Source organism: Candidatus Nanopelagicales bacterium (genome assembly GCA_037045355.1).
Classification (GTDB): domain Bacteria; phylum Actinomycetota; class Actinomycetes; order S36-B12.
The window spans coordinates 1-26177 of sequence record JBAOHO010000029.1 but is presented as its reverse complement, the minus strand read 5'-3'; the positions used below and the strand labels follow the sequence as shown (position 1 = coordinate 26177).

Sequence of the window (26177 nt, the reverse complement as noted above, 5' to 3'; positions counted from 1 at the left end):
AGCCGTTCAGCACCGCCGGTGGCGCAGTGCATGCAATCCGGCGATGTCCCCCTTCGACAGGCGGTTCACGCGCGCCTGTGGATGCATGATCGATTGCGCGTCGTTCACGGCTTATCCAACAGTTCTCCGAAGCTAGGACCAGAGGTGGGCAATCCGGACAGGCATCCAGCGACATTGTGGCGTCTCGGCCGGGCACCCAGTTAGGGTGCGCTCGGAAGGCCAGCGACCCGAGATCGGTGATGAGATGGCCGCGTTCGTGCTGGTGCATGGCGGCAGCGTGACCGGAGCGGTGTGGGATCCAGTCACGCAATTTCTGGCCGCCGCCGGCCACACGGTCTACGCGCCAACACTCACCGAAGAATCGACAGCAACGTTTTCCGGCACGTCGCCGAAGTCATCCAGATCATCTCCGGACAGGACATCGACGATGTGATCCTGTGCGGTCATAGTTCCGGCGGCCCAAGACATAGTCAGCGAACATCTGCCGCAGCAGCGGCTGCGGTGGCCCGGTGAGGGCAGTGCCGGGCTCAAGCTGCAGAGGCCAACTTCGTGCGTCGTGCCGTCAGGCGCCAGTAGCCGACTGCGAGACCCACCGCGAACACGGCCGCTGCCGGGAAGGCGATGCGTTGTGCCGGGCTGAGAGCCGCCATGATCGCGGTCATCGCCACGAATGCGAGAAACACATAGTTGGTCCACGGTGATCCCGGGAGACGGAAGGAGACTCCCGGTAGGTCGCCGGCGCGAACCCGGCGACGGTAGCCCAGGTGCGAGAACATGATCATCGACCACGTCCACAATCCCGCAAGAGCCGCGACGCTGGTGATCGCAAGAAAGGCCTCAGCCGGGATGATCACGTTCAGGACGACCCCGAGTGACATCACGATCACTGACACCCAGATGCCGGCCCGTGGAACACCCGAGGTGACCGCGCGCAGCCGAGTCGGCGCATGGCCGTGATAGCTGAGGTTGAGCAGCATACGGCCGCAACTGAAGATCCCGCTGTTGGCCGAGGACAGGGCTGACACGATCACGACGACCGTCACAATGCTGCCCGCAGCGGGGATTCCCACGGCGGAGAAGACTGTGACGAATGGGCTCGCAGTGGGGGATATCTCATCCCACGGCATCAGCGCCATGATCACGAGCATGGTGCCGATGTAGAAGATCAGGATTCGCGCCGTGATCTGGCGCACGGCCCGAGGAATGCTCCGCTCCGGGTTCTCCGTCTCGCCGGCCGTGACGCCGACCAGTTCGACGCCGAGGAATGCGAACACGACGACGAGTAACGCCGAGAGGGTTCCGGACAGGCCCGTGGGGAACAGTCCGCCGTCATTCCACAGGTTCGACAGCGAGGCGGTGTCCCCGAGATCCCCGGCCTTGGTGACCAAGACGAAGACTCCGATCACGATCAAACCGAGGATCGTCACAACCTTGACCATGGAGAACCAGAACTCGAGTTCTCCGAACACCCGCACTGCTACCAAGTTGCCGGCAAGGACGAGGAGCAAGGCGACGATCGCGGGAATCCACTGAGGGAATCCGGCCCACCAGTACTGCACGTAGATTCCGATCGCGGTGACCTCGGCCATGACGATGGACACCCACATCAGCCAGTACGCCCATCCCGTCGCGTACCCGGCCCAGGGGCCGATGAACTCTTTCGCGTACACCACAAAGGAGCCCGAGACCGGACGGTGCAGGATGAGTTCACCCAGCGCCCGCATCATGAGCATCAACATCGCCCCGGCGAATGCGTAGGCCACGATCAGAGAGGGACCCGCCATGGCGATGGCCTCTCCCGAACCCAGGAACAGTCCCACCCCGATGGCGCCTCCGATGGCGATCATCTGGATGTGGCGGGCCTGAAGCGTGCGCTTCAGGTCGTGATCCGCTGTGGTGGCCCCGGTCGGCGGGCCTGACAGCCCGGCGTCTTCCATACTCGCCATTATGTTCCCTAAAGCCTGTCGACGAATCGTCGGCAGCGTCCTTCTCGGGCGTCCCGGTCACGCAGTTGCGTGGCGGGTTCCCGCGTCGCTGGGGCTGGTTTCACGGGCGCGTGCGCGCTGGCCAGAGCCGTCCCCTCGGCAGGCGTTGGTGTCCGGGCCGGTCGCTTCTCGGTCCCGGGCCATATGGGCGTCGGCCCACACGGCGAGGTTGATGGCGGCGTTGAGGTCGCGGTCCAGTTCCAGCCCGCACGACCTGCACCGGTAGGTGCGCTGCGCGAGGGTCAGGTCCGGGTCGACCGCGCCGCAGCCGGAGCAGGTCTTCGATGACGGGTACCACCGGTCCACGGTGACCACTTCGCCGCCGCGCCAGTCCTGCCGGTACTGCAGCAAGCGCGCGAGTTCGGTCCAGGCGGCGTCGCTGATGGCGCGGGCGAGGTAGTGGTTGGCCAGCATGCCTGCCACGTTGAGGTCTTCGACGGCGACGCTCCCCCGCAAGCGGGGGGACCCCCAGGTATTGGGCCAGTGTGTTCGCCACGGCGTGCAGAGCGTAGTGTCGGCGGTTCCTGGTCTGCTGATGGTGCCGCCCCAGGCGAGCGGCGGCCTTCCTCCTGTTCTTCGAACCTCTCGGTTTGCGGGTGACGGCTCGCGCGAGCCGCCGCTGCTTGGCCTGCGCCTGGTGCAGGTGCTTCGGCGCGGGGATCCGGGTCGCTTCGCCGCCGTCGGCGGTGGCGGCCACGGCCAGGTCGTGCAGACCCCGGTCCACGCCCACGAACCCGACCGTGTTGAGGAGTTCGGGGTCGTGTCGCTGGGCGGCGTGCAGGTCCGCGGCCTCGACGTTCAGGCTGACGAACCAGCGACCCGCCCGCCGCGAGACCGTGGCGAACAGGATCCGGCCGTGCTGCCCCGGCTGCTCGACGCCGCCAAGAAGCACTGCCCCGGCATTGCGAAGGTGTGGGCGGACAAGGGCTACACCGGTCCGGCCACGCGGCAGCTCGCCGCCAAGACGGGCATCGACATCGAGATCGTCACCGGCCCGAAACCGCCGCCCGGCTCAGGGTTCCTCGTGCAACCACGGCGACGGGTCGTCGAACGCACCCACGCCTGGATCAACCGCAACCGGCGCATGGCCCGCCAATGGGAAGCCACCCTCGAAGCCCACACCGGCTTCCTCATCCTCAGCCAGATCGCGGTCCTGCTGAACCGACTCACCTGATTTGTCGACCGGCTTTAGGGCAGACGGGACCATCCCCATCCGTAGCAGGCCGGTTCCCGAGACCTTAGGGATCACACCGACCATCGCAGCAACCCCTGGGGCGGGCGCTCTATCTCGGAGCCGCAGGCGGTGGGTCGCGGTGGGAGCTGTGCTGGGTCGCGTGCCATGCCTTCTTGTTCTGAGGTCGCGTCGTTCTTGAGGTCGGGCTTGTCTTGAGGCCGCGTCGTCGAGGTCGCGGTAGTGATCGGTGCAGCACTGCCAGCCCCAGAACTGCTGCAACGATCGAACCCCCGTACACCCCCACTTTGACCGGCGCATCAAGGCTGGGATCGGTGAACGCAAGGCCCGCGATGAACAGGCTCATCGTGAATCCGATACCGGCCAGCAACGCCACGCCCAGCAACTGTGACGATGTCCCCGGCCGCGGGACGCGCAGTAGGGACGCAGCAACCACCGTGAACAGCACGATTCCCAGCGGCTTGCCGAGGAGCAGTCCGGCAACGATGCCCCCGGCGATCGGGTGCGTGGCCGCCTCAAGCAGCGAGCCAGGCAGGATCGCCCCCGCAGCGGCAAGGGCGAACACGGGCAGGACCAGATAGAGCACATACGGGCGCACGGCATGCTCTGCTCGGTGCAGAGGCGACCCCCCGGCACGATCACGCATCGGGATCGCCACCGCCGTGACCACCCCTGCGACGGTCGGATTGATTCCGCCGTTCTGCAGGGCGATCCACAACGGCACACCCACGGCTACGTACGCCCACACCGACGTCACCCCGCGACGGTTGAGTCCCAGTAGCAGGAGCCCGGCCGCCGCGGCTGCGCCGAGCCACAGCAGGGAAAGGTCGCCACTATAGAAAACAGCGACGATGGTGATGGCGGCCAAGTCGTCCACGACGGCGACAGCCAGCAGAAACGCCTTCAGGGCTGGTGGGACCCTCGTCCCCATCACAGCCAGAGCGGCTAGCGCGAACGCGATGTCAGTCGCGGCGGGTACCGCCCAGCCGTTGGTGTACTCGGTTCCGGCAGTCATCCCCAGGTACAGCAGGGCCGGGATCATGACGCCGCCGACCGCTGCCACGACAGGTAGCGCCGCGCGCCGGGGAGTGGACAGTTCGCCCTCGCGCAGTTCCCGCTTCAGTTCCAGCCCGGCGTAGAAGAAGAACGCTGCCATGAGCAGGTTCTTCACCCACTGGGACACGGTCAGCGAGATCGCGGCATCACCGATGCCGACGGAGACCACCGTCTTCAGCAGGTCCGCATGATCCTCGCCAAGTGCGGAGTTCACGATGACCACTGAGGCGAGGGTCGCGAGCAGCAACACCAGTCCAGGACGAGCCTGTTGCGGTACGGCGCTCAGGAGCCCGAGGTGGCGCATTCTTGATCCACGGCTGTGGTCTCTCACTGTGCGCATGTGCCGTTCACGAATCATACTTCAGTATATGGCCCATTTCCCAGACCCGCCGGGCGACCGTCGCCTGGTCATATCAAAGCGTTCCGGCTCACGCCTGCTGCTTCGCAGAGGGCAACAAGAAGCGCGGATAGTTGCACGGTTGATCGCACGCAGCGCTCAGGCATGAAAGAAACCCCCTGAGAGTCAAGGGGTTTCTGTTGTGGGCGATACAGGGATCGAACCTGTGGCCTCTTCCGTGTCAAGGAAGCGCGCTAACCACTGCGCCAATCGCCCTTGGGGTTCCGTGCGGGACCACCGAGGTGGAGACGGGATTTGAACCCGTGTAGACGGATTTGCAGTCCGTTGCCTCGCCTCTCGGCCACTCCACCGAGGAAGCCCGTCGCCGTGCGGAGGACTTCTTCCGAGCGGACGACGGGATTCGAACCCGCGACCCTCACCTTGGCAAGGTGATGCTCTACCAACTGAGCCACGTCCGCGCACTCCGGACAGTGCCCGGAACCGTGTAAACGATAGCCCACCGTGGTGGTGGGCGACAAAGAGCCCACCCTGCGTCATGATCGAGCCGTGCCGACACCCAGCCGCGAACCGATGGCTGCCTTTCCGGGCACAACGGCACGCGATCTGGTCGAGGTCACTGACGACCTGGCAGCCCTTGGGAGCGGTGGCCGGTGGGCCGTTGCCATCACTTTTGAAGGGGCGGTGACCCTCGCCAAGTTCAGCCACTGGAGCGACGTTCCGCCCGGGGACGCGGAGGTGGGGGACTGGCATGGTCCTCGCTCGAACAGCTGGGTGGACTCACTGCCGCGTGATGCCTACGTCGCCGCTGTGTCAGGCATCAGGGAGCGGATTGCCGCCGGTGATGTCTATCAGGTGAACTTGTGTCGAGTACTGCGAGCCCCGTTGCCCGATCAGGGTTCGGCCGACGCGGCCGCGCTGTGGCGAGATCTCTCCCGGGGCAATCCGGCGCCCTACGAAGGCTTCCTGCGGATCCCGGAGATCACAGTGATCAGCGCGTCACCGGAGCTGTTTCTGAGCCGCGATGGCGATCTCATCTCCTCTGGACCGATCAAAGGCACGGCCACAACGGCTGCGGGGCTCACCGCCAAGGATCATGCCGAGAACATCATGATCGTCGACCTCGTGCGCAATGACCTCGCCCGGGTTTGTCGACCCGGATCAGTGAATGTTCCGCATCTGCTGGCAGTCGAACAGCACCCGGGCTTGGTGCATCTGGTGTCGACGGTGAGTGGTCGGCTGCAGGACGGGGCGACGTGGGCGCAGATCCTGATGGCCACGATGCCGCCAGGATCCGTGTCTGGGGCGCCCAAAATCTCGGCCCTCGAAGTCATCGCCCACTTCGAGCCAGTTCCACGCAGCTACTACTGCGGCGCCTTCGGCTGGATCGACGCTGATCACTCCCGAGCGCAGCTGGCCGTGGCCATCCGATCGTTCTGGATCAGCGACGCTCACCTCCACTTCGGGACGGGCGCCGGCATCACGTGGGGCAGCGATCCCGAGGCCGAATGGCAGGAGACCGTCCTGAAGGCTCGGCGTCTGATGAGTTTGGCCAACGGCGCCTGACATGCTGGTCGCCATGGCTGTCAGGGACAGCGTGTCGTGGGTGCGATATGAGGGCATGGACGACGTGAAGAAGCGGAGGACTTGAGGAAATGAAGGCATGGTGTAACGGTGAGCTCATCGACTCCGACTCACCGGCCGTGAGCGTCCTCGATCACGGGCTGACTGTCGGTGACGGTGTCTTCGAGACGATGAAGGCGATGTCCGGCAAACCGTTCGCCCTGACCCGACACATCAAACGACTTCAGCGATCGGCACGTGGGCTGGGCATCCGCGAACCGCACGCTGGTGTTGTGGCCGACGCGGTCTCGGCTGCTGTGGCGGCCAACCGCACTGAGGATCTTGCCTATGCACGGATCAGGGTCACCTACACGTCGGGTCCGGGGCCGCTCGGCAGCGAACGCGGGGCCGGTCCGGAAACTCTCGTCGTCACCGTTCAGCTCGGTCAGCCTTGGCCCGAGACCACCGAAGTCATCGTCTCGCCGTGGCCTCGCAACGAGCGTTCGCCACTGGCGGGACTGAAGACAACCAGCTACGCGGAGAACGCGGTCGCCTTGGCGTGGGCCAAAGACAGAGGATTCAGTGAGGCTCTGCTCATCAACCTCGCTGGGGATCTCTGCGAGGGCACTGGGAGCAACGTTTTCGTCGTCGTCGACGGCCAGTTGTTCACTCCGTCACTGGAATCCGGCTGCCTGGACGGCATCACCCGACAGTTGCTGGTCGAGTGGTCTCGGGCACGGGAGACGACGCTCCCCGCCGACGTGCTGCAGACAGCCCAGGAGGTCTTCATCACCTCGTCAACGCGCGACGTTCACCCCGTGGTCGCAGTCGGTGACAGGCGGCTGGAGGTTGGTCCGGTGACCACGCAGATGCGCGCGCTGTTCGCAGAGCGCAGCACCGCCGACCTCGACCCGTGACGTTCACGAACAACCTCGGGCGACCTCGAATCATCGTTTGGCGGCCCCGCCGTCTGCCATCCATGCCCCCTTGGGAATACTCTGAGTAGTAGATCGCTACTGGTGGTTATGGGGTCAGTGGGGGCCTCATGAGCGCCGCTATCGGGCTTGTATCAGGAAGGTTCTCAGCAACGAGAGAGGACCGACAGGGGAGGAGGAGACGTGGCGGACATGACGCCGGCCGACCAGTCACGTCAATCGGCCCTCAGCCCCACCGGGCTGGCCGTCGCGTCCGTCGTTCTTTCCCTGGTGGGCTTCGTGTGCGTGTTCCTGCTGGGACGGATCGAGTGGCTGATCGTCATGGTCGGCGTCTTCTGTGCGGCCATGGCGCTGGTGTTCGGGCATGCGGGGTTGTCGCGTCTGCGAAGACTGCGTGCCGAAGGTGCACCCGTTGCAGGAATACCGTTGGCGATTCTGGGCCTCGTGATTGCCTACGCCGTGGTCGTGGGGGCAGTGGTGGTTCAGGTGTTCTCCGTACCCATCGCCTTCAACGCGAAGCTCGGTGAGCGCCAGGCGTCAGTCGAAACTGATCTCCGCAATGCGGCGACAGCGCAGGAAGTGGTGCGCGCGGAGACGGGTCAATACACCTACGACATCGATGATCTGCGCGCGGCCGGATTCACCCAGAGCCCCGGAACATCGAGTGTGTCGGCGACTACCGACGTCGCAGGCGATGTCTACTGTGTGTCGGCCATGAGTGCCGGCGACATCCTCTATCACCTCGACAGCGCGACTGGCTTCGCAGAAGGGCCATGCCCGTGAACGGCGCCTTGACCCCGGTCGCACTCCAGACCACGACACCGCTTGAAACACAACGGGACCGTGATATCCCCAGGAGCAAAGGGAAGTACCCCAGAGGAAAGGGAAGAACATGTCACACGAACAGCTGGATGCCCTGCGTCGAGCGAGCGCGGAAGACGAAGCGCTGGCCGCTGCCCTGGCCGCGACAGGAACTGTCGAGGAATGGGTCGCAGTGGCGAATGACCGCGGATTCGCCATCGTGGTCGAAGACCTGCCCACAGTGGATGAGAACCGCGAACTGTCCGACGCTGAGCTCGAGGGCGCAGCCGGCGGATACACGTTCCCGCCCACGGACTGGATCTACTGCGACAACCCTTGGACGAACGCATGGTGCACGCTCAAGTGCTGAGGAGTTGAGTTCGGCGCGGCTGCGACACACTTCGCAGGAGTAACCTGAAAGTAGGTTCCTCGGGCGGGGAAGTGGTTGACATGTCTGCCGCAAGGATTCGGGTTCTGGCCGTGGGATCGGCCGTCTTGCTGACGATCGCATTCGGTGTTGGCGCCGCAACGATGCTCGCGGCGCCGACATCACTGGCGGGTATCCAAGCGTCATCGACGGTCAATGCCTCTCGATACGCGTTTTGGCTGGCGCAGGTGAACCATGCCGGGGTGTGCGGCATGATCAGCGGCTGTGTCGGCTCCTCCGGATCGAGCTGGAAGTGGAATCTCCGGCTTCAGTTCGAGACGCCGACGGGCGTGCAGGAAGTGCCGGCAACGGTGCGTGTGATCAAGCAGATTCCCTTCCGACTGCTGAAGTTGCGGGTCAACGCGGACACAGTCCTCGGGGACGTCGACTCCGTTGTCTCGCTCACCCTGCGGGGGCGATCACCAGCGAGCACGCGCGTCACATTGCGAGTGAATCGCATGACAGCGACTGGTCTGGCATCCAGTTACACCGACGACTTCGCCGAGGCATTGCAGCCCTACCTGACAGCCCGTGCCCAGGCCATCAACGGCGAACTGGCCGCCACCGGGGCAAAGGTGAAACTGCAACTCAGCCAGGCGCGGCGACCGACCGCCAAAGTCAAGGTCACAACCGCCAGGCTCACGCCCACAGCGGCATCCGTCAGCGGGCGGGCGGTCATCTACATTGCCGACCGAGCGGTGTGTAGTGGCAAGTTGACGGCTTCTCGCGCGCGGTGCTCATTTGTCGCACCCAAGTCCCGAGCCGATGTCCTCGCAGTGGTGCGCGGAACCTTGGACGACAACACCCCTGTATGGACGACAGGCAAGGCTAGGTACCGGCCGTGAAGCCCCGCCCCGTCCACTGGATCGCCATCAGCGTTGCTGCCCTGCTGGCCCTGTCCGGTTGCGTCACGGACTGGCGGACCAGGGGGCCGGTGACCGTGACAGACGTCATCCTTGCTCCCAGTGGCAACGCGGGATTTGCCGTTCGTGACTCCGAGGCTGTTGGAGGCCCCAACACCATGTCGCTGGGCAAGTCCCTGGGCAAGTCCCGGGGCAAGTCCGACTCCGGGACTCCGCTCAAGACATTCACGGTTGCCGCCGGGGTGGCGGGTGACATCAGCGTGTACTTCACCTCGAGCATCGACTACGGCACATGCCAGGTGACGCTGGACGGCCGCCGAACTGCGGGGCGCACAGTGGGGACGGAACTGCCGTCCGGCGGGCGTGGATTCCGCATCGACATACCGACCGCAGCGTTGGGTCTTGGTCGTACCGCACAAGGTCTGTTGAGTTGTGAGACCGGGACTGGGATGAACCCTCCGGAGGTCTCGCAGTTCACGGTGAAGACTGCCGCCATGCCCGTACTTCGAGCGCAACCGCGGCAGATCACCTTCCCCGCAACCACAGTGGGACAGTCATCCGATCCGGTCGCAGTGACCGTGACGAACCGTGGCTTGGGGTCGCTGAGAATCCATTCGATCAACTTCGAGTCGATCCTGGGGTGGGACATGACAACCACCGAGTTCCGCGCACTCAACAACACCTGCGCCGATGTTTCACTGGCCCAGGGTCAGAGCTGCACCGTCGATGTGGTGCACGCGCCCACGACTCAAGGGGAGATCTCGGCATTCATGGTGTTCAACAGCAACGCCCCGAACCCGGACCCCGGTCGATATCCGCTCTACACCTCGGTCATCGTTCTTGAAGGCAACGCGCCCCGCACCACCGTCCTGTCGGTGAGTCCGGCAGCCAAGGACTTCGGCGAAGTCATGGTCGGCGCCGGACTGGAGGACACCTTCGTGGCGACCAACATCAGCGGCGGATCGCTTCTGGTGCTGTGCATGTTGGATGCGGACGAGGCGCAGTATCGCGTTCTCAATGGGGCCTGTCATGACGTTGTCGAGTTGGCTCCTGGCGCCTCGTTGCGTGTCGACATCCAGTTCACGCCGAGCGCCACGGGCGTTCAGTCCGGGACGCTGCGATTCCTTCCCGGCAGTGAGACCGCCGCAGAAGTCCGAGTCCCTCTGACGGGCACGGGGTTCACGCACACTCCACCTCCCTGAGTTGCTTCCTTGGGCGATGCCCGGCCTCCCCGCGGCTGTCCTGTGGCCGCTCTACAGCGGCGGGGCTTCGTCCAGATACCGCTCGACTGGTTGGCTGTTGTACAAGGGATGCCTCGGGCTGCCGTCTTTGTTCCGACCCTTGGCCCACAGTGGGATGTCGCGACTGACTCCCAGCGCACCGCCGACACGGGGTGTGAGACTGGTAATGACCGGTGTTGTGGTGGTCGGAGTGAGCGGTGATGATCTTGGCCGTGGGGCCTGAGTCTGACGCAGGGTAGCTGTTGGCGATGTTCGGTCGCGGTGTCCGGCAACGTGCCTTCGCGGTCATTGCGGGAGACACGGGATGTGGACAGGGTTGGCCCGCTGTGCTCGAGATTGCAGGCCGGCGTCTCGTCAACGATCGTTATCCGACACTCCGCAGCACGGCACAAAACTCTGACGTGCCGCATCATCACAATGATAATGTTGTGGCGTGCTGCCGTCGTTCGACTCCGGGTCCGGTCGGTTGCCCGATGGCGAGTACGAGGTGGAATGGCAAGAGGTCGTCGAGCGGTTCGGGTGGAACCCGCGCCGCCGGCAACTGCTGGACGGACTGGCGGAGGCGATCGAGCTTCTGGCGGCGGCTGGATGCCGACGCGTGTGGCTCAACGGGAGCTTCGTCACTGCGAAGGACGAACCTGGCGATTTCGATGCCTGCTGGGACACCGCGGGAGTCGATCTGGATGCGCTGGATCCGATCCTGATGGACTTCTCCGCGGGCCGGGCAGCTCAGAAGGCGCGCTTCGGCGGGGAGTTGCTGCCCAACGTCATTGAGTCCGGGTCCGGGTTGACGTTCGCCGAGTTCTTCCGCCAGGAGCGGGACACCGGCCGCAAGGGCATCGTCGTATTGAGGATGGGAGAGGCGACGTGATCACCAACGAGGTTCAGTACCGCGCCACCAAGGCGCATCTGGCGACCTTCGACTCCGCAGCCGCGAATCTGGCGGAACAACTGGACCGCGGTCCAGAATCGCGGCTGGTCGCCCTGGAGTTGGCCGCGGTCCGCTCCCAGGCCGATGACCTGCGCGCGGAGATCGCCGAGTACGAGTTGCTGCGCTCCGGTGCAGTATCCACCTTCGAGGCCGGCTCGCTGGCCGAGGTGGCGACCCTGCTGGTCAAGGCGCGGATCGCGCAGGGCTGGACTCAACGGCAACTCGCCGACGCGCTCGGAGTGGCCGAGCAGCAAGTGCAGCGCTACGAATCCACCGGATACCGCGCAGCCAGCCTCGCCCGCATCTGCGATGTCGCCGATGCGCTGGGCATCACCGTCACCGAACACGCAGTGCTGGGCAAGCCAAACGCTGCTTGAACCCAATGGGTCGCGATGACTTGACCTGACGCCCGTGGTTTCGAGCCATCTGCATTCCCCCGCCAAGTGTCGTATGCGTATTCCTGTTTTCAGGAATGTGACAGTGTTACGCTGCGACCCATGGTGATCGCCACTGATCTGCGTGCGGAACTCGACCGTCGTGCATGGGCTCAGGCCGACCTTGCACGAGTCCTGGGCTGGCCGGTGCAGACGGTCTCGGAGATCATGCAGGGCAAACGCCGAATCGACCCGGCGATGGCCGTGGACCTGGAGGAGTTGACGAGCCGGCCAGCCGAGCAGTGGCTGGCAATCCAAGCCCAGCAGGATCTTGCCGACGCCCGCCGCAAAGCACAGGAGTCTCGCAGGCTGGACGTGATCACGGCTCGAGCCCAGGCCGAGGACTTGGTTCCGGTCCGTGAACTGGTGCGTCGCGGGGTTCTGCCGCCGGCTGATCCCGCCGAGCAGATCGAGGCTGTGCGCGGGCTGCTGGGCGATGACCCCACGTTCGGCGCTTCCGCCAAACGCAGCAGTGCGGATGAACCGTTCACACGGACCCAGACGGCGTGGATCGCACTGGCCCGGCGTCAAGCCAGCAGCCTCAGCGTGAGCAGGTATGACGAGCAGCAGTTCACCACGTTGGTGCGGGGACTCCCACGGACGATCACTACACCCGAGGACTTGGTCGACCTGCCGGCCATGTTCGCGGCCACGGGTGTGGCCCTGGTCCACGTCAAACCCCTGCCCGGCGGACGCATCGACGGTGTCTCTCTGAACCTGGACGGCCACCCGATGATCGCCGTATCGGGTCGCGGCAAGCGGTTGGACAAGGTCCTGTTCGCCTTGCTCCACGAATGCGCCCACGTCGTCAGCGGCCACTGGAAGCAAACTCCTAGGGTCCACGAGGGAACCGAGGAACGGGTCATCGGAGATCTCGGGGTCGAGGAGCAGATGAATGACCTGGCCTCATCTTGGGTCTTCCCCGAAGGCATCACAGTGAGTGGGTCACTCACCAAACAAGCGATAGCGGAGCTGGCCGCCGCGCACGCGGTGGCCCCCGCGGTCGTCGTCGGACATCTCCAGCACCGAAAGATCCTTGAGTGGTCATCCGTTCTGGGACGGGCCCTCCCCACCGCCGAGGAGGCCCTGATGGCCTGGCCATGACAACTTTGGGTGGGCGCGCTGCGCCCACCCAAAGTGGCGTCGTTGGCGGCTGCAACCGCCTGCAGACACAACCTTCAGACCTCATTCGAAGACCCGGAAGGAATTCTCATGCTAGACCCCGATCACCCGGGCAGCGCCCACACAACGGCGGTTTGGGACGCCGCCGTGCGCCATGTCATCGACGGACCGCCCGACTGGTTTCCATACGGCGTTCCAGTGGTCGGTCGCTGGCAGATCCCGAAGATCGCTGCCCCGACATACGCAGCCCTGCCGAGCAACTCGACCGCCTACGACAAACGGGGCCAAGCCACGGATCCACCCGGCACCGTGCTGCACGGATACGTCCAAGACCGCAAGCTACGCAGCCAGATGGTCAACCCCCGGCCATTCCCCGACCGCTTCGCGGGGTTCTGGGGCGTCATCCCGCCCGACTTCTCCGTCCGGGCACAAGACCCACCAGACCTCCGCGTTCTGGCGATTCGCATGGGCCGAGCGGTCGGCGCGTACTACCAGACCCGCGGCCTGCGGGTCATCCCAAACATCCGATGGTGCGACCAACGCGACTTCGACTACTGCTTCGACGGCATCGACATCGGCTCCGCCGTCAGCGTGTCCAACCACGGATGCTGGCGCGACCGACAACTGCGCCAAGGATTCCTGCTGGGCCTGCACGAAATGGTCGAACGTCTGGCACCAACGGTGCTGTTCGTCCACGGAACCGTCGACCACGACTTGATCCGCCACCTCGCCAGTCGCACCGACATCGTTCATCTCCTCCCCGACCGGACCCGCGCCAAGAAGAATGCGGCCTGACATGGGGTCACAAAGCGGTGGCGGCTACAACGGATCGCCAGCATCGTTCCAAGTCCTCAAGAACAACATCCACCAGCTCTCGCGCACATATCCGCTCGACAAGGAGAAGCGTTTCGGCACCAGAATCAGCGACCGGATCTCAGAGGTGCGCAGCGATACCCCTCTTCACACCGCCGAGGAGTTCTGGACCGCCCTGAGTCAAGGAGCCACCATCCGGCAGATCCAGACCAAGTACGGCCCCGGCTGGATCGGCGAGTTCTCCGACCGGTCGCACGTCGTTTGGCGACCCATGACCTCATCAGCGACCAAGAGCGGTGCGGACAACCCAGCCGTCGACATCGACATCAGGACCTCCGGACACGGTTTCCCGCCCCGCTACCGCATCCACTTCAGAAAGGGCTGACCATGACGATCACCGTGACCCAGAACCTCGACCACGAGTCCCTCACGCGGCTAGCGGACCTGCGCGGGCAACGCTGGCGGTACCTCGGAGGCCCACACGTGAGCAACTGGATGACGGACGTCTCGTTGATCGTGGCAACCGAGGAATCGGAACTGACCATCAGCGGGGAGGTCGACGAGCTGGACTTCGAAGGTGAACAGGATTCCTACTCGCGTCTACGCGTCGACCAAGGAGCCGCAGACCTCGCCGCCACCACCGAGTCCGGGCACCGGTACTACTTCCACGCCGGCGAGGAAGTACGGGATGTGCTAATCGTGCAGGAAACCGTGCGTCAGGTCAGCTACGGGCAACCCACCTGGACCTACACCAACGACATCGCCATCGTCTTCGCTCTGCGAACCGGCGCCATCGCCCTCGCCCAGGTCAGCCACCACAGCGAATTGCTCGGAGTTGTTCAAGCCGCCGACGTGCAGGCGCTCAAAATCGAGGAACCCAGTCACATCTGGACCGACAAACTGGGGGTGGAACACCACTTCACGCGCGACACCATCCCGATCAGGGACCTCCTCGGCCATCCGCCATCAGATGGGCAACCAACCAGTCGCACCTGAGATGAGAGAGACCCGCTGGGTCGCCTGGAAACCTGCCGTTGTCGATCAAGACGCGGCTCGGGACCAACGTCGGCTCGTTGACCCCCAAGCGATCTTGCACCAGGGCTAACAAATTGTCGGTTCGGGGCAGCTTCAGAGTTGGAGGCCTGTCTAGCGTGACTTCTCGCACCGATGTTCCTCAAGCGCCGACACCTACTGGCTCGCCAACAAAGAGCGGCTCCTGGCCGTCGGTCCGGTCATGGCGAGCACGTCTTGCCTCAGGCATCTTGCCGAGCGAGATGAGCCGTGCTTCTGGCTGCCCACCGACGGACCCCTCCGAGCCCTGTGCGGTGACTGGGCGCGCAACTGGGCCCGTGGCCATGGCCCCACCTGCCGAGTTCCCACCACTTGAGTACTCCGAGCAACGGGGTAGTGACTCCGCTGCACAGCCGGGCGGTGAGCCCCACGACTGCTCAGAACCGACCGTCGAGAACAGGCCCAGCGCTCGTCTGAAGTTAGGCAGCCGCAGGCACGAGCTCGGAGGCACCCTTGGCGTAGGACTCCTTGGGTCCCTTGTCCGTGCGCAGGGCGACCACCAGCGCCGCGATCGTCGCGATGATGCCGGCGGGCCAGTCGAGCAGGACCAGGAGCGTGCCCTCAGAGCCGGAGTGGGACTGCACGAAGATGGACAGCTCGAATAGTCCGTGCAGGATCATCGCGGGGATCAACGAACCGAAGTACCGGCGGAGCAGGTAGTAGGTACTGCCGGCCAGCGCCGAACTGACGATCTGGCCCACGGTTCCGGCCGCTGGCGCGCCCATGAGGATGTTGGCCGCGTGCATCAGACCGAAAAGGACGCAGCTCAGCGCCCACGCCACGACCTCCTGGAAACTCCCGCGCAGACCGACCAGCAGCATGCCTCGGCAGACGAACTCCTCGGCGAAACCAACGGTAATAGCCAAGGCCAGTGCCGCGAGGAGGAACGCCGCACCGACGTTGCCCCAGTCCGTGAACACGAGGTTGCCGCCGATCGCCACCACGACCAGGGCCGGTGCGATCAGCATCCACCAGGCCCGGATTCGGTACTGGTCGTGCATGGCCGCCCCGAACCATCCCATCCAGGCCGACAGCCCCGCGATGATCAGGCCGCCGATGGCCAGCGAAATCACGGCCCCACGCAGCAGGTTCGACGTGGAGTCCCCGATTTCGTCGTAAGGGACCCCGTTGATCTTCGAAACAACGGTGATGATCACCACGTAGAGGACCCAGATGCCGATGCCCACCAGAGCATTTGGTTTAACGCGCATGTAGGTGTGTAGACCGGCGAGATCACCGGCGACCAAGGACCTGCGGGGCGATTCGTCCCTGAAACCGCTACGCGCTTGAGTGTTGTGCTATTGCGCCGATTTCTGCACCACATCCGCCGCGACGATGAGCACCTGTCCAGTACACGGGCCTCACCCGGCGTCATTGCCAGATGCGCCACCGCCGCGTCGATCCGCACGTGGCCGGGTTCTGTTTCGGCGTGAGAGAAACCCCCTTGATAACCAAGGGGTTTCGGGGTGGTCGATACTGGGTTCGAACCGGACTCACGTCAGGCGTGAAGAGGGCCGTCTGAGTGTGAAATGCCCCGGAAACGCTGGACGTCCGATGGACACGAGACCCCCCTGATACCCGCAAACTTTGCACGGAATCGGGGGGCCGTGCAAAGTTGTACCCATGGCGAAGCGACGCACCCGCTCACGCCGGACCAACGGGACCGGCCACGTTCGACAACTGCCCTCGCGGCGCTGGCAGGCGAAGTTCCCCGGCCCTAACGGCAACGTCTACCCCGGACCGACCACGTTCGATACCCGCATCGACGCCGAGGAATGGCTACGTGAGCAGACTCGAGCCGTGGACCGCGGATCGTGGCGAGCGCCGGCCCCCCAGCGGCCGGCGGCCGGCGGGAACGACGACGCGACGCTGGCCGGCTATGCCTGGCGCTGGCTCGAGGAACGAGACCTGAAGCCGCGCACCCGTGGTGACTACCGACGCCTGATCGAGCAGTGGATCGAACCGGCGTTCGGGTCCTACGCCCTCGAGCAGATCACGCCGGCCATGATCCGCTCGTGGCACGCCGACCTGGCCCCGGGCCGGCCCACGACGCGCGCCCACGCCTACGGGCTGCTCAGGACGATTCTGGGCACCGCTGTCGATGACGACGTGATCGCTGCGAACCCCTGTCGCATCCGTGGAGCCGGCAGTACGAAGCGGGACAAGACCATCACCGTTGCCACCATCCCCGAGGTGACCGCGATCGCCGAGGCGATGCCGGACAGGCTGGCCGCCATGGTCTGGCTGGCCGCGTGGTGCGGGCTGAGATTCGGCGAGGTGACCGAACTGCGCCGCCGTGACGTCGACCTGGCCGCCGGCGTCCTGCGGGTCCGTCGTGGAGTCGTGCGCGCCGACGGCGAGGTGATCGTGGACACCCCGAAGTCGACCGCCGGCATCCGCGACGTCACGATCCCGCCGCACGTCGTGCCCCTGATCGCGCGATCACCTGACCGCCACGTGGCCCGGGGTCGCGGATGCTCTGCTGTTCGCGTCCGACAGCGGCGGGAAATCCTGCCGCCGGCGACGTTCTACGGCTGGTATTCACCCGGCCCGGGAGAAGGCCGGCCGGCCAGACTTGCGGTTCCACGATCTGCGGCACACGTCGGCCACGTTGGCCGCGGCGACCGGAGCGACGTTGGCTGAACTGATGTCTCGGATGGGGCACTCGACGCCAGGAGCCGCCATGCGTTATCAGCACGTCGCCGCTGACCGGGATCGGGCGATCGCCGAGGCGCTGTCGGGAATGGCGACCGGGGCCTGATTCGTCCGCATCGCGGCCGATGTCTCAGTCGGACTGATCGCGCCACGTTGCCAGCGCTAGGACACCTAGCCGGAGCCTCGGCGACTGTTGCCATCGGCTATTAGGGATCTCGTCGGGATCTCGGCGGCCCAATAACGACAGGTAGGCAAACTCAACGTCGACTAGTGCTCTGAAGTTCGAGGTTCGCGACGCCCTCCGGGTGACTTGACGCGCCACGATTCCCGGCTCGATGTTGTGAACGCAATCGCCGCCCGCCCCCCTGTCTTTGGCGAGATCGGGAGCGGACGGCATACCACTCCGATGAGAGAGGCCGTTTCCAGTATGCCCGCCCGCCCGTCACCGCAGAACCCCTCGAGGGGGGAACCTGACCTCACCATCGCCGAGGTCGCCGCCCTGCGCCGCGTGTCCGCCAAGACCATCCGCCGCGCGATCGCCCGCGGCGACCTGCCGGCCGGCCTACCGCGTGGGTCTGGCGTCATCCGCATCCGTCGAAGCGACGCCGAGCAACCACGGCACGCTCATCCCCACGGCCGGTGCTCGATGACACCCGGCGAGGAACTCGAAGTCGCCACCCAGCAGATCGAGCAGATGCAACTCGCCGTCCGCCGAGCCGGCTACCGCGTACGACTCGAGATCGCCGGGCCACAACTGCTCGGCGTCGCCGTCGACGTGGAACGCGACCGCACCGGCCAACCGTGATCCGGCGGCGCTGAGCGACACGCTCTCCGGTCAACTGCTGGACGTCCTCGGGATCACCTCGAGAGATTCCGTGGCGGGGCTGTTCGCCACGGTCACCGCTGACGCCGGCACCGTCCCCGAACTGCGCGAGTACGTCCACGCCGTGGGCCTGGCGATCGCGCGAGCCTGGCCGAACCGCACCATCGGCGACGACGCCCTGACCCGGGTCCGCCAGTTCGCCGAGGCGTGCGCGGGCGTGGGAGAGCCGGCATGAGCGCCGCCCTCACCGATCGGCTGGTGGCTGTCACTCTCGCCACTCCCACCCTCATGCTCGATCTCGCCACCACCCGCCGCCTGTTCCTGTTTGCCGACGTGGCCGGTGTCCTCGAGGCCCTCACGGCGGCTGCCACCACAGCCTCGGGCCATCGGCCCCACGGGGGCACGGACCCTGCTGTTCACCGTGACCACGCCGGGAGACCTGCCCGACAGCGGGCGCCGGCCTACTCGGCCGCGGGGACGCTGCTGGCCACGGTCAACTCGGGGCCGAACACCGGGGTCGACTGCGGCCCAAGGACACCCGTGGAGGTGACCCTGCCGGAAGCGACGGCGCTGCTGGCGTGCGTGGCACGGGCAAGCCTCGATGCTCTGGACCACACATGAACCGCCGCACGGCCGGCCCGGGGATGACCGAGCCGCTGGACCGTCTGCTGTCCGGTGAGTTTCCGATGCCCGATCCGGACGTCCTGGCGGCGCATCGAGTTGGGCTGGACCGCGTGCTGCGATACGCCGAGCAGCACGCCTACCTCTGGAACCCGGACACCGAGGAATCCCGCGGATCCGTGCGCGCGATCGCCGACCGCCTGCGGCTCGACCGCCGGTCGGTACGCAACGTCCACGCTGCTGCACTGGCCGCTGGCCGGGTCGCCGAACGGCCCGACGCGGGTCGCGGGCGAATCAAGGCGATCACCTTCCCGTGGCTGGATGTCTCATGAGCACGCCGCCGCACGGCCGGCCGCGCGTCGCGTCGTCACTGCTCGACGCCCTGTACCTGAACGGTGGCGCGGCGATGCTCCCCGCCGAGATGCCGCCTCGGTCTAGCGGCGGCCGCCCGGCGACCCGGTTCTGGGCATGGGCAGTGCTGTCCTACCTGGCGAACTACGTCGATTCGGAGTGTCTGATCTGGCAGGGATCGGGCTACATCGCCGAGAAGGTCGGGGTGCTCGCGGACCCGCGTGGTGGAGTTCCCTGTACGCGCTTGAGGCCCTCGGTCTGATCGAGCGCGTAGGGCGTCAACATCGCGCCACGAAGTACCGCGTCCTGCCCGACCTGGCCCGCGCAGTGGGCCTGTTGGACTCTGGCAAAGTGTCACCCCGGGGTGTCACTTCCAATACTGACGAAGTGTCACCCCGGGGTGTCACTTCGGATGAGTCCGAAACCGGCGAAGTGTCCACCTATGTGTCCACCTATGTGTCACCCCGGGGTGTCACTAATGGAATCAGTCCGGACGGAAGGACGGACGGACTCGACTGTCGCTCCGCACTCCCGCGCTGACGCGCGGAGTGCTGCGCCAAGAATCCCCGCCCGCGTCGAGTCCACGCTGCGCGAAGCCTTGTCGTGGACCGGCTGGCACGCGGAAGAGCCCGATCTGGTCGAAGCGTGGGCCGAGGCCGAAGCACTCGGACGAACCGTGGCCCACTTGAGGACCGCTGCCGCCACCTGGCCAGAACCGGACCGCCCGCAGGCCGCCTCGCGCAGCCGCCATCTGGCCACGGGGATTCGCTGTGACCTGATCGAGCGGGACCCGAGAGCCGTAGTCGGACCGCCGCGCGCAATCCCCGAGGAGGTCCAGACCTCGATCGAGACCTTCGCCAAGGACCACGGCGGATCGGCAGATGCTGCACTCGACGCCCTGGGGCGGTTCCCGGCGGATGTCGCGATCTGAAGTCCGGTGGACTTGGACGACGACTCCGCCCTGTGCCTGATCGCGGGCGAGGCTTGCGTGAGCTATCCACGCTGACCACCGATTCGAAGTGGGACCCGGGCGATCAGAGCCCGGACTTCCCCGCCCGGGCTGCTCGATCGCCGTCGGAAGCGGTCCTGGCAGCGGGACGGAATCCACTTGGTCGCTGCGGACCGATCCCGTCCCGCTGGACCGTCACCATGGCGGTCCTCGCCCGCGTCCTGCGCGGAGCTGGCCGCGGTCTGGGACGAGTGGGCAGGCCGGCCAATGACCGCGCAGATGCCGTTTCCCGCCCTCCCGCAACGACCTAGGAGCGACCGACAGGAGCCAACCCGAGGGTCATTGCCTAGGCCCGGAGCCGCTCGACGGCTCTCAGGCGCGAGCGGGAGCCGTTGGCCTATCGGCTGGCACCGCTGTGGAACGCGGGCGGCTCACCACGCGATCCGCTCGACGTCGTGGTCACGCGCCGATGCGAGCACCGCGACTGCGAGGCGTTCGTCGAGCCGCTGCTCGATCCGTGGACCCGCCGCTGCGTCAGAGCACGCCGACGACAACCGGCGGCAACCGTGACCGCCGCCGTCTATCGACCCGTCACCGGCGACCTGCGGGTGAGCCTGCCCTACGCCGCGAGCAACCGAAACCGCTTGCGCGACCTGATCGTGGAAGCGCTCGGCCCTGGCTTGGACCGGGCGCTACTGGACGATGCACCGCCGTCACTTCCCGACCGTGGTCGATGCCCTGGGACGCGACCACGGCAGCGTCGTGGTCATCACCGAGCACCGCACCATCGAGCGCTGCCACGCCGCCTGCCGTGAGGCACTGGGGACCGAATGCGTGTGCTCGTGCCTGGGACGCCACCACGGCTGCGGGCACCGGCTGCGCCGGCGAATGGTCTCCGGACTGGAGAGATCGTCCTCGCCACCGGCCCGACCCGAACGCGAGTCGTGACCTACCGCCGACACGCCGCCTCGATCCGCGCGGGCGTCTGTCTCACCACTGCCACCCCACCACGAGAGGAACCCCTCATGACGACACCTGACCCGATGCCTTGGTCCATCGACCGTGGCGACCTGGCGACCCGTTTCGGAGGCAGTCGCTGGAACCTCTGTCCTGCCGGACGGGCGGGACTGCTACCTGTTCGCCGACCGGATCGACACGCCACCACCGCAGCGGGAGCCCTGCTGGTATTCAACGGCGACCGGCTGTGCAGCGCCGTTGCTCCCCGAGCGTCAGTGGCCGGGATGTACGCGGCCAGCATGATCGACGGCGCAGCGGTCCAGATCGAATCCGTGATCGCCCCCACCGAGGCCGGCTCATGACCACGCCGCTGCCCCACCTGCGGCCGAGCCCCCCGGCGGACCGTGGCTGATCGGATCGTCGCCGGTGAGCGCGACCCGAAGAGAGCCCCGCGCCTGTCCGCCGCCTGGGACACGATCGTGCGCCAGGTCGACGCCGAGCCCGGAATCAGCGCCGTGGAACTGCGCGAGATCCTCGCCGACCGCGTGCGGCCTGGCCGACAAGACGGCCGACCACTTGATCCACGCCGGAGTCGCCGCGGGACTGCTGCACAAGTCCCACGAGATCGGCGGGGTCCCGCGTGTGCGCCGCGCCTACGTCTGGCCCGGGCCGGGTGAGGCGCCATGAGATGCCCCGTCGCGGTCTCCCGCAACGACCACGAGCAACGCCCTGGGCCTTTCCGGGTAGTTCCGGTACCCCCCGAGCCAGGGCCCACATCTGATTCGCGACCGAGAGCCATTCCCGACGACGACAGGAGACACCCACGATGAGGAACAAACCCAAGGCCGAGAGGCCGGAAACCATGTCCGAGACCCGCACATGGGACGTCACAAAGAACCACTACAAGCGCGACGGCTTGTGCCACCGCTGCGCCAGTCAGGCCGCGTGGGGCCGCCAGATCGGTTTCTCCCGGCTGGAACACGCGCCCTGCTCGGACTGCGCTGCGGTCGTGGCCACGTTCCCCGTCGAAGCCTCACACCCGGCGTGGAGACGGCACCGCCAAGGGAAACGGCGGCCATGACCTCCCGCACCGCCCTGAGAGCGATGGGAGCCCGACCGGGGTGATGGTCCCGGCCTCTGCTCCCGATCGCTCCTGCGTCGCCACCAGAGGCACGCGCGGGGCATCTGTGTCGAAGCGGGCCGCGAGGCCGCGGCGGTCGAGCGACTCGACTCGAGGACCTCGAGCCAAGCGAACACCGCGACCACGGCCGCCGCGAACGATCACGACCACGAGCACGACCGGCACGGTGGTGGTGGTCATCACCTTGCACACGAATCACGATCCGCGACCGATCACGGCGCCGGTATCTGTGCGTCCTCGGCGACGGTTCAGGACCGCTGCCCGGCCCGCGGACTGCCGGTGGACTGCTACCACCACGGTCCGACACCGCCCCGCGACCACCTCGAGATCGGGGCGGGAATCGACGCCGAACGACAGTGCGACCCACGCCGCGGAGGCTCGACGGTTCCTCGATGCGCCTCGGCGTCCGACATCGGCCTGGACATGGCTGCCCGTGGTCCTCGAGGACGCCGTGCAGACCATGGTCTGGCTGCCGCCTCGGCCTCGCCGTCGACCCGCCCCGGCGGTCGACCTCGAGGCCCCGCGGTTCGTCGCTTCGCCCCCCCGAAGGGGCGGGGGATACCCCCGCCCGCCGAGCCCCCGCCCCCCACCGCGCACTGGCCACAAGGGTCGATGCAAGCCGCCGACCTCAACCGTTCAAGTACCTACCCGGAAGGAACACCCGAAGATGCCCAGCCCAACCCCCAAGCCCGGCAGCAAAGCCCGCCAGCCGAACCGATCCGGCCAGCGCCGCGTCGTCGTGACGTCACCCGGCCCCACGCCCCTGCCGCGACTGCCTGCCGACCTGGCCGACCCGGGGCGGTCGTGGGTCCAGTCGCTGCGGACGTCACCGCAGGCGGCGCACTACCAACCGAGCGACTGGTCCCTGGCGGTCGCCGCCGGATACGTCCTGAACGAGGCACAGGACCGCTCGAAGTCACCGAGTCACCGCGACAAGCACTCACGGGAGTTTCGACTGCTGTGCGATGCCCTGCTCGCCACGGAATCCGCCCGGCGGTCGGTGCACCTCGATGCCGACGACACCGGTGCACCCGGATCGACGGAGGAACCACTGGTGGACCACCGCCCACGAGTGGGCGGGCGCGGCTATGCGGAGTAGGCAACGCCGCGCCGGGCTGGCTCGTGCTCGTGCCCGTGGGCTGCGGCCACCAGACGTCCACCCGGGGGCGATGCCGTGATGTAAGCCGAACCGAACCGACCACCGAACCGACCAACCGAACGAACGAAAGAACGAAACCATGACCACAAGAACGAAACGACCCCCCGCGACCCTCGCCGTCGATGACCTGACCGGGCTGCACCCATCGCAGAGTTTCGCCGCGCGGATCACATTCCTCGCCGGTGTCGAGCACTGGAACACCGACCCCGAGTTGGTCCAAGCGCTCGGCGCGGCCTTGACCGCGCGGGACGCCTACCGTGCAGGCGCGATCCGCCTACGGCCAGGCGGCCAGCGAGGCGGGCGTGACGTCGCTGCATCTGCTCGACGAGCCGAAGTACGCCGCCCACTTCCCGACCGACGTCATCGCCAGGTTGCGGGACTTGAGGCTGGCCGCCAACCGGCTCGACTCGACCCTCAAGCGAAGCGTCGCCGCCTTGACCGTGCGGGTCGATCGCGCGATCGCCTCACCGCAGGCCCGGGAAGCGGCCGCCCAGCGGGTCGGGCAGGCCGAGGCACTGGTCCGGCAGGCCGTGGCGGCGATGGACACGGCCGAGCAACTGCTCGATGACACGGTGGCGACCCTGGGCCTGAGCGGTCCGCTGATCTCGAGGGCGTCGACGCACCTGGCGAACGCCCGCATGGCCGGAGACGACAAACCCGACTGGCTGGCGGCGTACTGTACTGCGGTCAACTCCGAAGTGGCGACCGAGGATCAGGAGGTGCCCGCATGAGCGAGAACGACGAACCCGACCGCGATCAGGACAACACCGAGGACAGGGCACCGAGCCCGGAGGAGTTGGCTCTGGCCGTGCGACGGCTGCAAGGCCGGGCCGCACCCGACCCTGACAGCGAACCGATGAAACTGGCTGCCGCGGTCCGCCGCCGGTAGCCCCACGAACGTCCGGCGGTCCTCGCGGAGGAACGCGGCGCGGAATCCTCCCCGCGCAGAGCCCCGGGGCCGAGGACCGCCGGACCTTCACCTGAAGGGACGACCCGTTGCACGACATCGCCGAGGAGATCGACCACCTGGCTGCTGCGTGGATTCGCAGCGAATCGGAGTCAGTGCTGCCCCGCCGCCCGATCGGCGACATGTCCGGGTTGCGATCGCGCACCCAGAAGCAGTCCGAACCGCCGCAACCGCTGTCCGTGCTCGCCGCCCGACTCGACGCCGAGGCCGCGGTGCGCGCCCTGGTCGCCCAGGTGTCCATCGCCCACGGACTACGCCACGACGGACCATCGAATGTGCCGGCGCTTCTGCACCGCCTCGGCCGTTGGCGCGGCTACTTGTGGCCCGAGGCCGTCCTCGATCTGCGCCACGCCCGACGCGGACTGCTGCGGGCGCTCGACGGTTCCGACACCCGCCCCGGGATCGTGCCGTGCCCGGACCTCGAGTGCGAGGACGCCGCCGTCATGCTGCGCGCGCAGCGCTACTGCTTCGGCCTCGAGTGCCCGGCCTGCGGTCGATCGTGGACCGGGCCGGGCGAACTTGAGCACCTGCGGCGTCTGGTGGATGCATGACGATCGCCGTGCCGCCGTACCCGGCCCACGGCTGGTGGGAACGCGCCCACTGCCGCGGCATGAGCGACGAGCAGACCGAAGCCACGTTCTACTCGATTCAGACCAAGCGGGCCGTCGCCGAAGCGCTGTCCTTGTGTGCCCGCTGCGACGTCATCGGCGACTGCCTGAGCGATGCCCTGACGGTCGAGTCCCGCACCGCTGCCGCCCCGCACGGGATCAGGGGCGGGTTACTCCCGACGCAGCGCGTGGAGATGATGCGGCGGTCGAGCCGCGAGTCACGGTGACCTACGGCCAGGCCGGTAGTAGGCGTCCATCGCGGCATCGCCCATCGACTCGACGGCCGCCGATTCGGCCGCCCGGAGCAACTGCCCAGCGTTACTCAGTAACGGTAGTGGTGCCTGACCGCCTCGCAGCGCGCACTCATGGCCGCGCGCGCGATCGCGATGTACGCCGAGGACGCCCGGCGACGGCAGTTAGCGGGCGTCGCGCCGACCGAGGACCTTACCGTACCGAGTACGGTAAGGTCCCCACCGACTCCACCGCCAGCGACAGCGGGAAGGCCGCGCGCGCGATCGCGATGTACGCCGAGGACGCCCGGCGACGGCAGGCGGAAGCGGGGGAGAACTTCGGGAGGGGCGGAAAGGTTAGCGTACCGAGTACGCGAAGCAATCCCACCGACTCCACCGCCAGCGACAGCGGGACGGCCGCCGCTCAGTAGTCCGGGTCCTCGGCCGCCGCCGCCGCCTCGGAGATGATCGCCGCCAGGTCGCGGGCCTCGCCGGGACTCAGCGCCAGGAGCGACAGCGCGTCGGCGATCAGGACCCGGCCCGCGTGAACGTCGATGAGCCGGGCGAGATCGTCGTGCATGAGTGTGTCCATGCCGCCACCGTGAGGGGCTCAAGCGGGGCGGGTCAAGACCTTGGTCCGAGACTGTCGGCCGGTGTCGGCCGCTGTCGCTACCCGCCGACAGATGAGTGCACCTCCGGCTCGAACGGGGGGACGAGCCGGAGATGCCTGCCCAGTGTGACCGGGTGCCGCTGCTGGAGTCGAGCGGAGCGTGGGTGGTGATGGTCACGGGCCGTTCGACTACCGGGCGGGCCATCGATCGTGCGGCCGTGACTCCACTCGTGACTCCACTCGCCCGATTCTGACTGTTCGATGAATGCCCCCAGAAACGAGAAAAACCCTTGATTTACAAGGGTTTTCTCGGTGTC

General features: G+C 66.7%; 34 protein-coding genes and 3 tRNA genes. 29 read left to right on the top strand and 8 right to left on the bottom strand.

What is annotated here, in order from left to right:
- The first annotated feature begins 244 nt into the window (after positions 1-244).
- The gene (locus V9E98_15265) at positions 245-433 is read left to right on the top strand and encodes a hypothetical protein (GenBank protein MEI2718321.1); all 189 of its coding nucleotides are present in this window, start codon (positions 245-247) and stop codon (positions 431-433) included.
- Positions 434-527: 94 nt separating this feature from the next.
- On the opposite strand, the gene V9E98_15260 is transcribed toward V9E98_15265, so the two are convergent.
- Positions 528-1937 carry an amino acid permease gene (locus tag V9E98_15260; GenBank protein MEI2718320.1) on the bottom strand — a complete coding sequence of 470 codons (1410 nt, stop codon included), beginning with the start codon at positions 1935-1937 and terminating at the stop codon, positions 528-530.
- A gap of 66 nt (positions 1938-2003) precedes the next feature.
- Entirely contained in the window at positions 2004-2441 is a 438-nt protein-coding gene (locus V9E98_15255; protein ID MEI2718319.1) for a transposase, read from the bottom strand.
- A gap of 181 nt (positions 2442-2622) precedes the next feature.
- Here V9E98_15255 and V9E98_15250 point away from each other — a divergent pair, with 181 nt between their 5' ends.
- Positions 2623-3159, top strand: a complete 537-nt coding sequence (locus V9E98_15250; protein MEI2718318.1) for a transposase — start codon at positions 2623-2625, stop codon at positions 3157-3159.
- Positions 3160-3268: 109 nt separating this feature from the next.
- Here the strand turns inward: V9E98_15250 and nhaA are convergent, their stop codons facing one another.
- The 4 genes from nhaA to V9E98_15230 all read right to left on the bottom strand — a co-directional run bounded on the left by nhaA (position 3269) and on the right by V9E98_15230 (position 5049).
- Positions 3269-4537 (bottom strand): Na+/H+ antiporter NhaA, encoded by a 1269-nt coding sequence (nhaA, locus tag V9E98_15245; GenBank protein ID MEI2718317.1) that lies wholly within the window; start codon positions 4535-4537, stop codon positions 3269-3271.
- 236 nt (positions 4538-4773) lie between these two features.
- Positions 4774-4846 (bottom strand) — tRNA-Val (locus V9E98_15240).
- 24 nt (positions 4847-4870) lie between these two features.
- Positions 4871-4941: transfer RNA gene (locus V9E98_15235), tRNA-Cys, on the bottom strand.
- A 35-nt stretch (positions 4942-4976) separates the two neighbouring features.
- Positions 4977-5049 (bottom strand) — tRNA-Gly (locus V9E98_15230).
- A gap of 88 nt (positions 5050-5137) precedes the next feature.
- On the opposite strand from V9E98_15230, the gene V9E98_15225 reads away from it, so the two are divergent.
- The 12 genes from V9E98_15225 (at position 5138) to V9E98_15170 (ending at position 14714) form a co-directional block, all read left to right on the top strand.
- Positions 5138-6154, top strand: a complete 1017-nt coding sequence (locus V9E98_15225; protein MEI2718316.1) for a chorismate-binding protein — start codon at positions 5138-5140, stop codon at positions 6152-6154.
- Positions 6155-6243: 89 nt separating this feature from the next.
- The gene (locus tag V9E98_15220; protein ID MEI2718315.1) at positions 6244-7068 is read left to right on the top strand and encodes an aminotransferase class IV; all 825 of its coding nucleotides are present in this window, start codon (positions 6244-6246) and stop codon (positions 7066-7068) included.
- A 201-nt stretch (positions 7069-7269) separates the two neighbouring features.
- The gene (locus tag V9E98_15215; GenBank protein ID MEI2718314.1) at positions 7270-7869 is read left to right on the top strand and encodes a DUF4190 domain-containing protein; all 600 of its coding nucleotides are present in this window, start codon (positions 7270-7272) and stop codon (positions 7867-7869) included.
- A gap of 109 nt (positions 7870-7978) precedes the next feature.
- Positions 7979-8257: a Nif11-like leader peptide family RiPP precursor gene (locus V9E98_15210; protein MEI2718313.1), complete on the top strand. Its 279-nt coding sequence runs from the start codon at positions 7979-7981 to the stop codon at positions 8255-8257.
- 80 nt (positions 8258-8337) lie between these two features.
- Positions 8338-9159 carry a hypothetical protein gene (locus V9E98_15205; GenBank protein ID MEI2718312.1) on the top strand — a complete coding sequence of 274 codons (822 nt, stop codon included), beginning with the start codon at positions 8338-8340 and terminating at the stop codon, positions 9157-9159.
- Positions 9156-10379, top strand: a complete 1224-nt coding sequence (locus V9E98_15200; GenBank protein MEI2718311.1) for a choice-of-anchor D domain-containing protein — start codon at positions 9156-9158, stop codon at positions 10377-10379. The genes V9E98_15205 and V9E98_15200 overlap by 4 nt, the downstream gene beginning before the upstream one ends.
- Positions 10380-10851: 472 nt before the next feature.
- Positions 10852-11289 carry a hypothetical protein gene (locus V9E98_15195; protein MEI2718310.1) on the top strand — a complete coding sequence of 146 codons (438 nt, stop codon included), beginning with the start codon at positions 10852-10854 and terminating at the stop codon, positions 11287-11289.
- Positions 11286-11726, top strand: a complete 441-nt coding sequence (locus V9E98_15190; protein MEI2718309.1) for a helix-turn-helix transcriptional regulator — start codon at positions 11286-11288, stop codon at positions 11724-11726. The genes V9E98_15195 and V9E98_15190 overlap by 4 nt, the downstream gene beginning before the upstream one ends.
- A 120-nt stretch (positions 11727-11846) precedes the next feature.
- The gene (locus tag V9E98_15185; protein ID MEI2718308.1) at positions 11847-12887 is read left to right on the top strand and encodes a helix-turn-helix domain-containing protein; all 1041 of its coding nucleotides are present in this window, start codon (positions 11847-11849) and stop codon (positions 12885-12887) included.
- Positions 12888-12995: 108 nt separating this feature from the next.
- On the top strand, positions 12996-13700 hold the full coding sequence (locus V9E98_15180; protein ID MEI2718307.1) for a DUF4417 domain-containing protein: 705 nt from the start codon (positions 12996-12998) through the stop codon (positions 13698-13700).
- A 1-nt stretch (position 13701) separates the two neighbouring features.
- Complete coding sequence (locus V9E98_15175) at positions 13702-14103, top strand: hypothetical protein (GenBank protein ID MEI2718306.1); 402 nt, start codon at positions 13702-13704, stop codon at positions 14101-14103.
- Positions 14104-14105: 2 nt separating this feature from the next.
- Positions 14106-14714 (top strand): hypothetical protein, encoded by a 609-nt coding sequence (locus V9E98_15170; protein ID MEI2718305.1) that lies wholly within the window; start codon positions 14106-14108, stop codon positions 14712-14714.
- A gap of 494 nt (positions 14715-15208) precedes the next feature.
- On the opposite strand, the gene V9E98_15165 is transcribed toward V9E98_15170, so the two are convergent.
- A complete protein-coding gene (locus V9E98_15165; protein MEI2718304.1) occupies positions 15209-16000 on the bottom strand; it encodes a CPBP family intramembrane glutamic endopeptidase in 792 nt (263 codons plus the stop codon).
- Positions 16001-16412: 412 nt separating this feature from the next.
- Here V9E98_15165 and V9E98_15160 point away from each other — a divergent pair, with 412 nt between their 5' ends.
- The 15 genes from V9E98_15160 to V9E98_15090 all read left to right on the top strand — a co-directional run bounded on the left by V9E98_15160 (position 16413) and on the right by V9E98_15090 (position 25247).
- Positions 16413-17432 carry a site-specific integrase gene (locus V9E98_15160; GenBank protein ID MEI2718303.1) on the top strand — a complete coding sequence of 340 codons (1020 nt, stop codon included), beginning with the start codon at positions 16413-16415 and terminating at the stop codon, positions 17430-17432.
- The gene (locus V9E98_15155) at positions 17329-17550 is read left to right on the top strand and encodes a tyrosine-type recombinase/integrase (protein MEI2718302.1); all 222 of its coding nucleotides are present in this window, start codon (positions 17329-17331) and stop codon (positions 17548-17550) included. Before V9E98_15160 ends, V9E98_15155 begins: the two co-directional genes overlap by 104 nt.
- A 300-nt stretch (positions 17551-17850) precedes the next feature.
- Positions 17851-18249, top strand: coding sequence for a helix-turn-helix domain-containing protein (locus tag V9E98_15150; GenBank protein ID MEI2718301.1), 399 nt, complete (start codon positions 17851-17853; stop codon positions 18247-18249).
- Between the two features lie 70 nt (positions 18250-18319).
- Positions 18320-18502 (top strand): hypothetical protein, encoded by a 183-nt coding sequence (locus tag V9E98_15145; protein ID MEI2718300.1) that lies wholly within the window; start codon positions 18320-18322, stop codon positions 18500-18502.
- Positions 18499-18888, top strand: a complete 390-nt coding sequence (locus V9E98_15140; GenBank protein MEI2718299.1) for a hypothetical protein — start codon at positions 18499-18501, stop codon at positions 18886-18888. Before V9E98_15145 ends, V9E98_15140 begins: the two co-directional genes overlap by 4 nt.
- Complete coding sequence (locus tag V9E98_15135) at positions 18885-19220, top strand: hypothetical protein (protein MEI2718298.1); 336 nt, start codon at positions 18885-18887, stop codon at positions 19218-19220. Before V9E98_15140 ends, V9E98_15135 begins: the two co-directional genes overlap by 4 nt.
- Complete coding sequence (locus V9E98_15130) at positions 19217-19501, top strand: hypothetical protein (GenBank protein ID MEI2718297.1); 285 nt, start codon at positions 19217-19219, stop codon at positions 19499-19501. Before V9E98_15135 ends, V9E98_15130 begins: the two co-directional genes overlap by 4 nt.
- A gap of 216 nt (positions 19502-19717) precedes the next feature.
- Positions 19718-20170 carry a hypothetical protein gene (locus V9E98_15125; GenBank protein ID MEI2718296.1) on the top strand — a complete coding sequence of 151 codons (453 nt, stop codon included), beginning with the start codon at positions 19718-19720 and terminating at the stop codon, positions 20168-20170.
- A 410-nt stretch (positions 20171-20580) separates the two neighbouring features.
- Positions 20581-21003, top strand: coding sequence for a hypothetical protein (locus tag V9E98_15120; protein MEI2718295.1), 423 nt, complete (start codon positions 20581-20583; stop codon positions 21001-21003).
- Between the two features lie 210 nt (positions 21004-21213).
- The gene (locus tag V9E98_15115; protein ID MEI2718294.1) at positions 21214-21507 is read left to right on the top strand and encodes a hypothetical protein; all 294 of its coding nucleotides are present in this window, start codon (positions 21214-21216) and stop codon (positions 21505-21507) included.
- 1446 nt (positions 21508-22953) lie between these two features.
- Complete coding sequence (locus tag V9E98_15110) at positions 22954-23385, top strand: hypothetical protein (protein MEI2718293.1); 432 nt, start codon at positions 22954-22956, stop codon at positions 23383-23385.
- 317 nt (positions 23386-23702) lie between these two features.
- Positions 23703-24176, top strand: coding sequence for a hypothetical protein (locus tag V9E98_15105; GenBank protein MEI2718292.1), 474 nt, complete (start codon positions 23703-23705; stop codon positions 24174-24176).
- Positions 24173-24334 (top strand): hypothetical protein, encoded by a 162-nt coding sequence (locus V9E98_15100; protein MEI2718291.1) that lies wholly within the window; start codon positions 24173-24175, stop codon positions 24332-24334. Before V9E98_15105 ends, V9E98_15100 begins: the two co-directional genes overlap by 4 nt.
- A gap of 107 nt (positions 24335-24441) precedes the next feature.
- Entirely contained in the window at positions 24442-24963 is a 522-nt protein-coding gene (locus tag V9E98_15095; protein MEI2718290.1) for a hypothetical protein, read from the top strand.
- Positions 24960-25247, top strand: coding sequence for a WhiB family transcriptional regulator (locus V9E98_15090; GenBank protein MEI2718289.1), 288 nt, complete (start codon positions 24960-24962; stop codon positions 25245-25247). The genes V9E98_15095 and V9E98_15090 overlap by 4 nt, the downstream gene beginning before the upstream one ends.
- Positions 25248-25674: 427 nt before the next feature.
- On the opposite strand, the gene V9E98_15085 is transcribed toward V9E98_15090, so the two are convergent.
- Entirely contained in the window at positions 25675-25842 is a 168-nt protein-coding gene (locus tag V9E98_15085) for a hypothetical protein (protein ID MEI2718288.1), read from the bottom strand.
- Between the last annotated feature and the right edge of the window lie 335 nt (positions 25843-26177).

Coding starts and splice junctions, on each gene's coding strand:
- V9E98_15205 (MEI2718312.1), top strand. CDS start 8,338: ATGTCTGCCGCAAGGATTCGGGTTCTGGCCGTGGGATCGGCCGTCTTG.
- V9E98_15135 (MEI2718298.1), top strand. CDS start 18,885: ATGAACCGCCGCACGGCCGGCCCGGGGATGACCGAGCCGCTGGACCGT.
- V9E98_15185 (MEI2718308.1), top strand. CDS start 11,847: ATGGTGATCGCCACTGATCTGCGTGCGGAACTCGACCGTCGTGCATGG.
- V9E98_15130 (MEI2718297.1), top strand. CDS start 19,217: ATGAGCACGCCGCCGCACGGCCGGCCGCGCGTCGCGTCGTCACTGCTC.
- V9E98_15140 (MEI2718299.1), top strand. CDS start 18,499: ATGAGCGCCGCCCTCACCGATCGGCTGGTGGCTGTCACTCTCGCCACT.
- V9E98_15115 (MEI2718294.1), top strand. CDS start 21,214: ATGACGACACCTGACCCGATGCCTTGGTCCATCGACCGTGGCGACCTG.
- V9E98_15160 (MEI2718303.1), top strand. CDS start 16,413: ATGGCGAAGCGACGCACCCGCTCACGCCGGACCAACGGGACCGGCCAC.
- V9E98_15090 (MEI2718289.1), top strand. CDS start 24,960: ATGACGATCGCCGTGCCGCCGTACCCGGCCCACGGCTGGTGGGAACGC.
- V9E98_15125 (MEI2718296.1), top strand. CDS start 19,718: ATGGAATCAGTCCGGACGGAAGGACGGACGGACTCGACTGTCGCTCCG.
- V9E98_15100 (MEI2718291.1), top strand. CDS start 24,173: ATGAGCGAGAACGACGAACCCGACCGCGATCAGGACAACACCGAGGAC.
- V9E98_15260 (MEI2718320.1), bottom strand. CDS start 1,937: ATGGAAGACGCCGGGCTGTCAGGCCCGCCGACCGGGGCCACCACAGCG.
- V9E98_15265 (MEI2718321.1), top strand. CDS start 245: ATGGCCGCGTTCGTGCTGGTGCATGGCGGCAGCGTGACCGGAGCGGTG.
- V9E98_15175 (MEI2718306.1), top strand. CDS start 13,702: ATGGGGTCACAAAGCGGTGGCGGCTACAACGGATCGCCAGCATCGTTC.
- V9E98_15150 (MEI2718301.1), top strand. CDS start 17,851: ATGAGAGAGGCCGTTTCCAGTATGCCCGCCCGCCCGTCACCGCAGAAC.
- V9E98_15165 (MEI2718304.1), bottom strand. CDS start 16,000: ATGCGCGTTAAACCAAATGCTCTGGTGGGCATCGGCATCTGGGTCCTC.
- V9E98_15180 (MEI2718307.1), top strand. CDS start 12,996: ATGCTAGACCCCGATCACCCGGGCAGCGCCCACACAACGGCGGTTTGG.
- V9E98_15110 (MEI2718293.1), top strand. CDS start 22,954: ATGCCCAGCCCAACCCCCAAGCCCGGCAGCAAAGCCCGCCAGCCGAAC.
- V9E98_15170 (MEI2718305.1), top strand. CDS start 14,106: ATGACGATCACCGTGACCCAGAACCTCGACCACGAGTCCCTCACGCGG.
- V9E98_15210 (MEI2718313.1), top strand. CDS start 7,979: ATGTCACACGAACAGCTGGATGCCCTGCGTCGAGCGAGCGCGGAAGAC.
- nhaA (MEI2718317.1), bottom strand. CDS start 4,537: ATGCGCCACCTCGGGCTCCTGAGCGCCGTACCGCAACAGGCTCGTCCT.
- V9E98_15085 (MEI2718288.1), bottom strand. CDS start 25,842: ATGGACACACTCATGCACGACGATCTCGCCCGGCTCATCGACGTTCAC.
- V9E98_15220 (MEI2718315.1), top strand. CDS start 6,244: ATGAAGGCATGGTGTAACGGTGAGCTCATCGACTCCGACTCACCGGCC.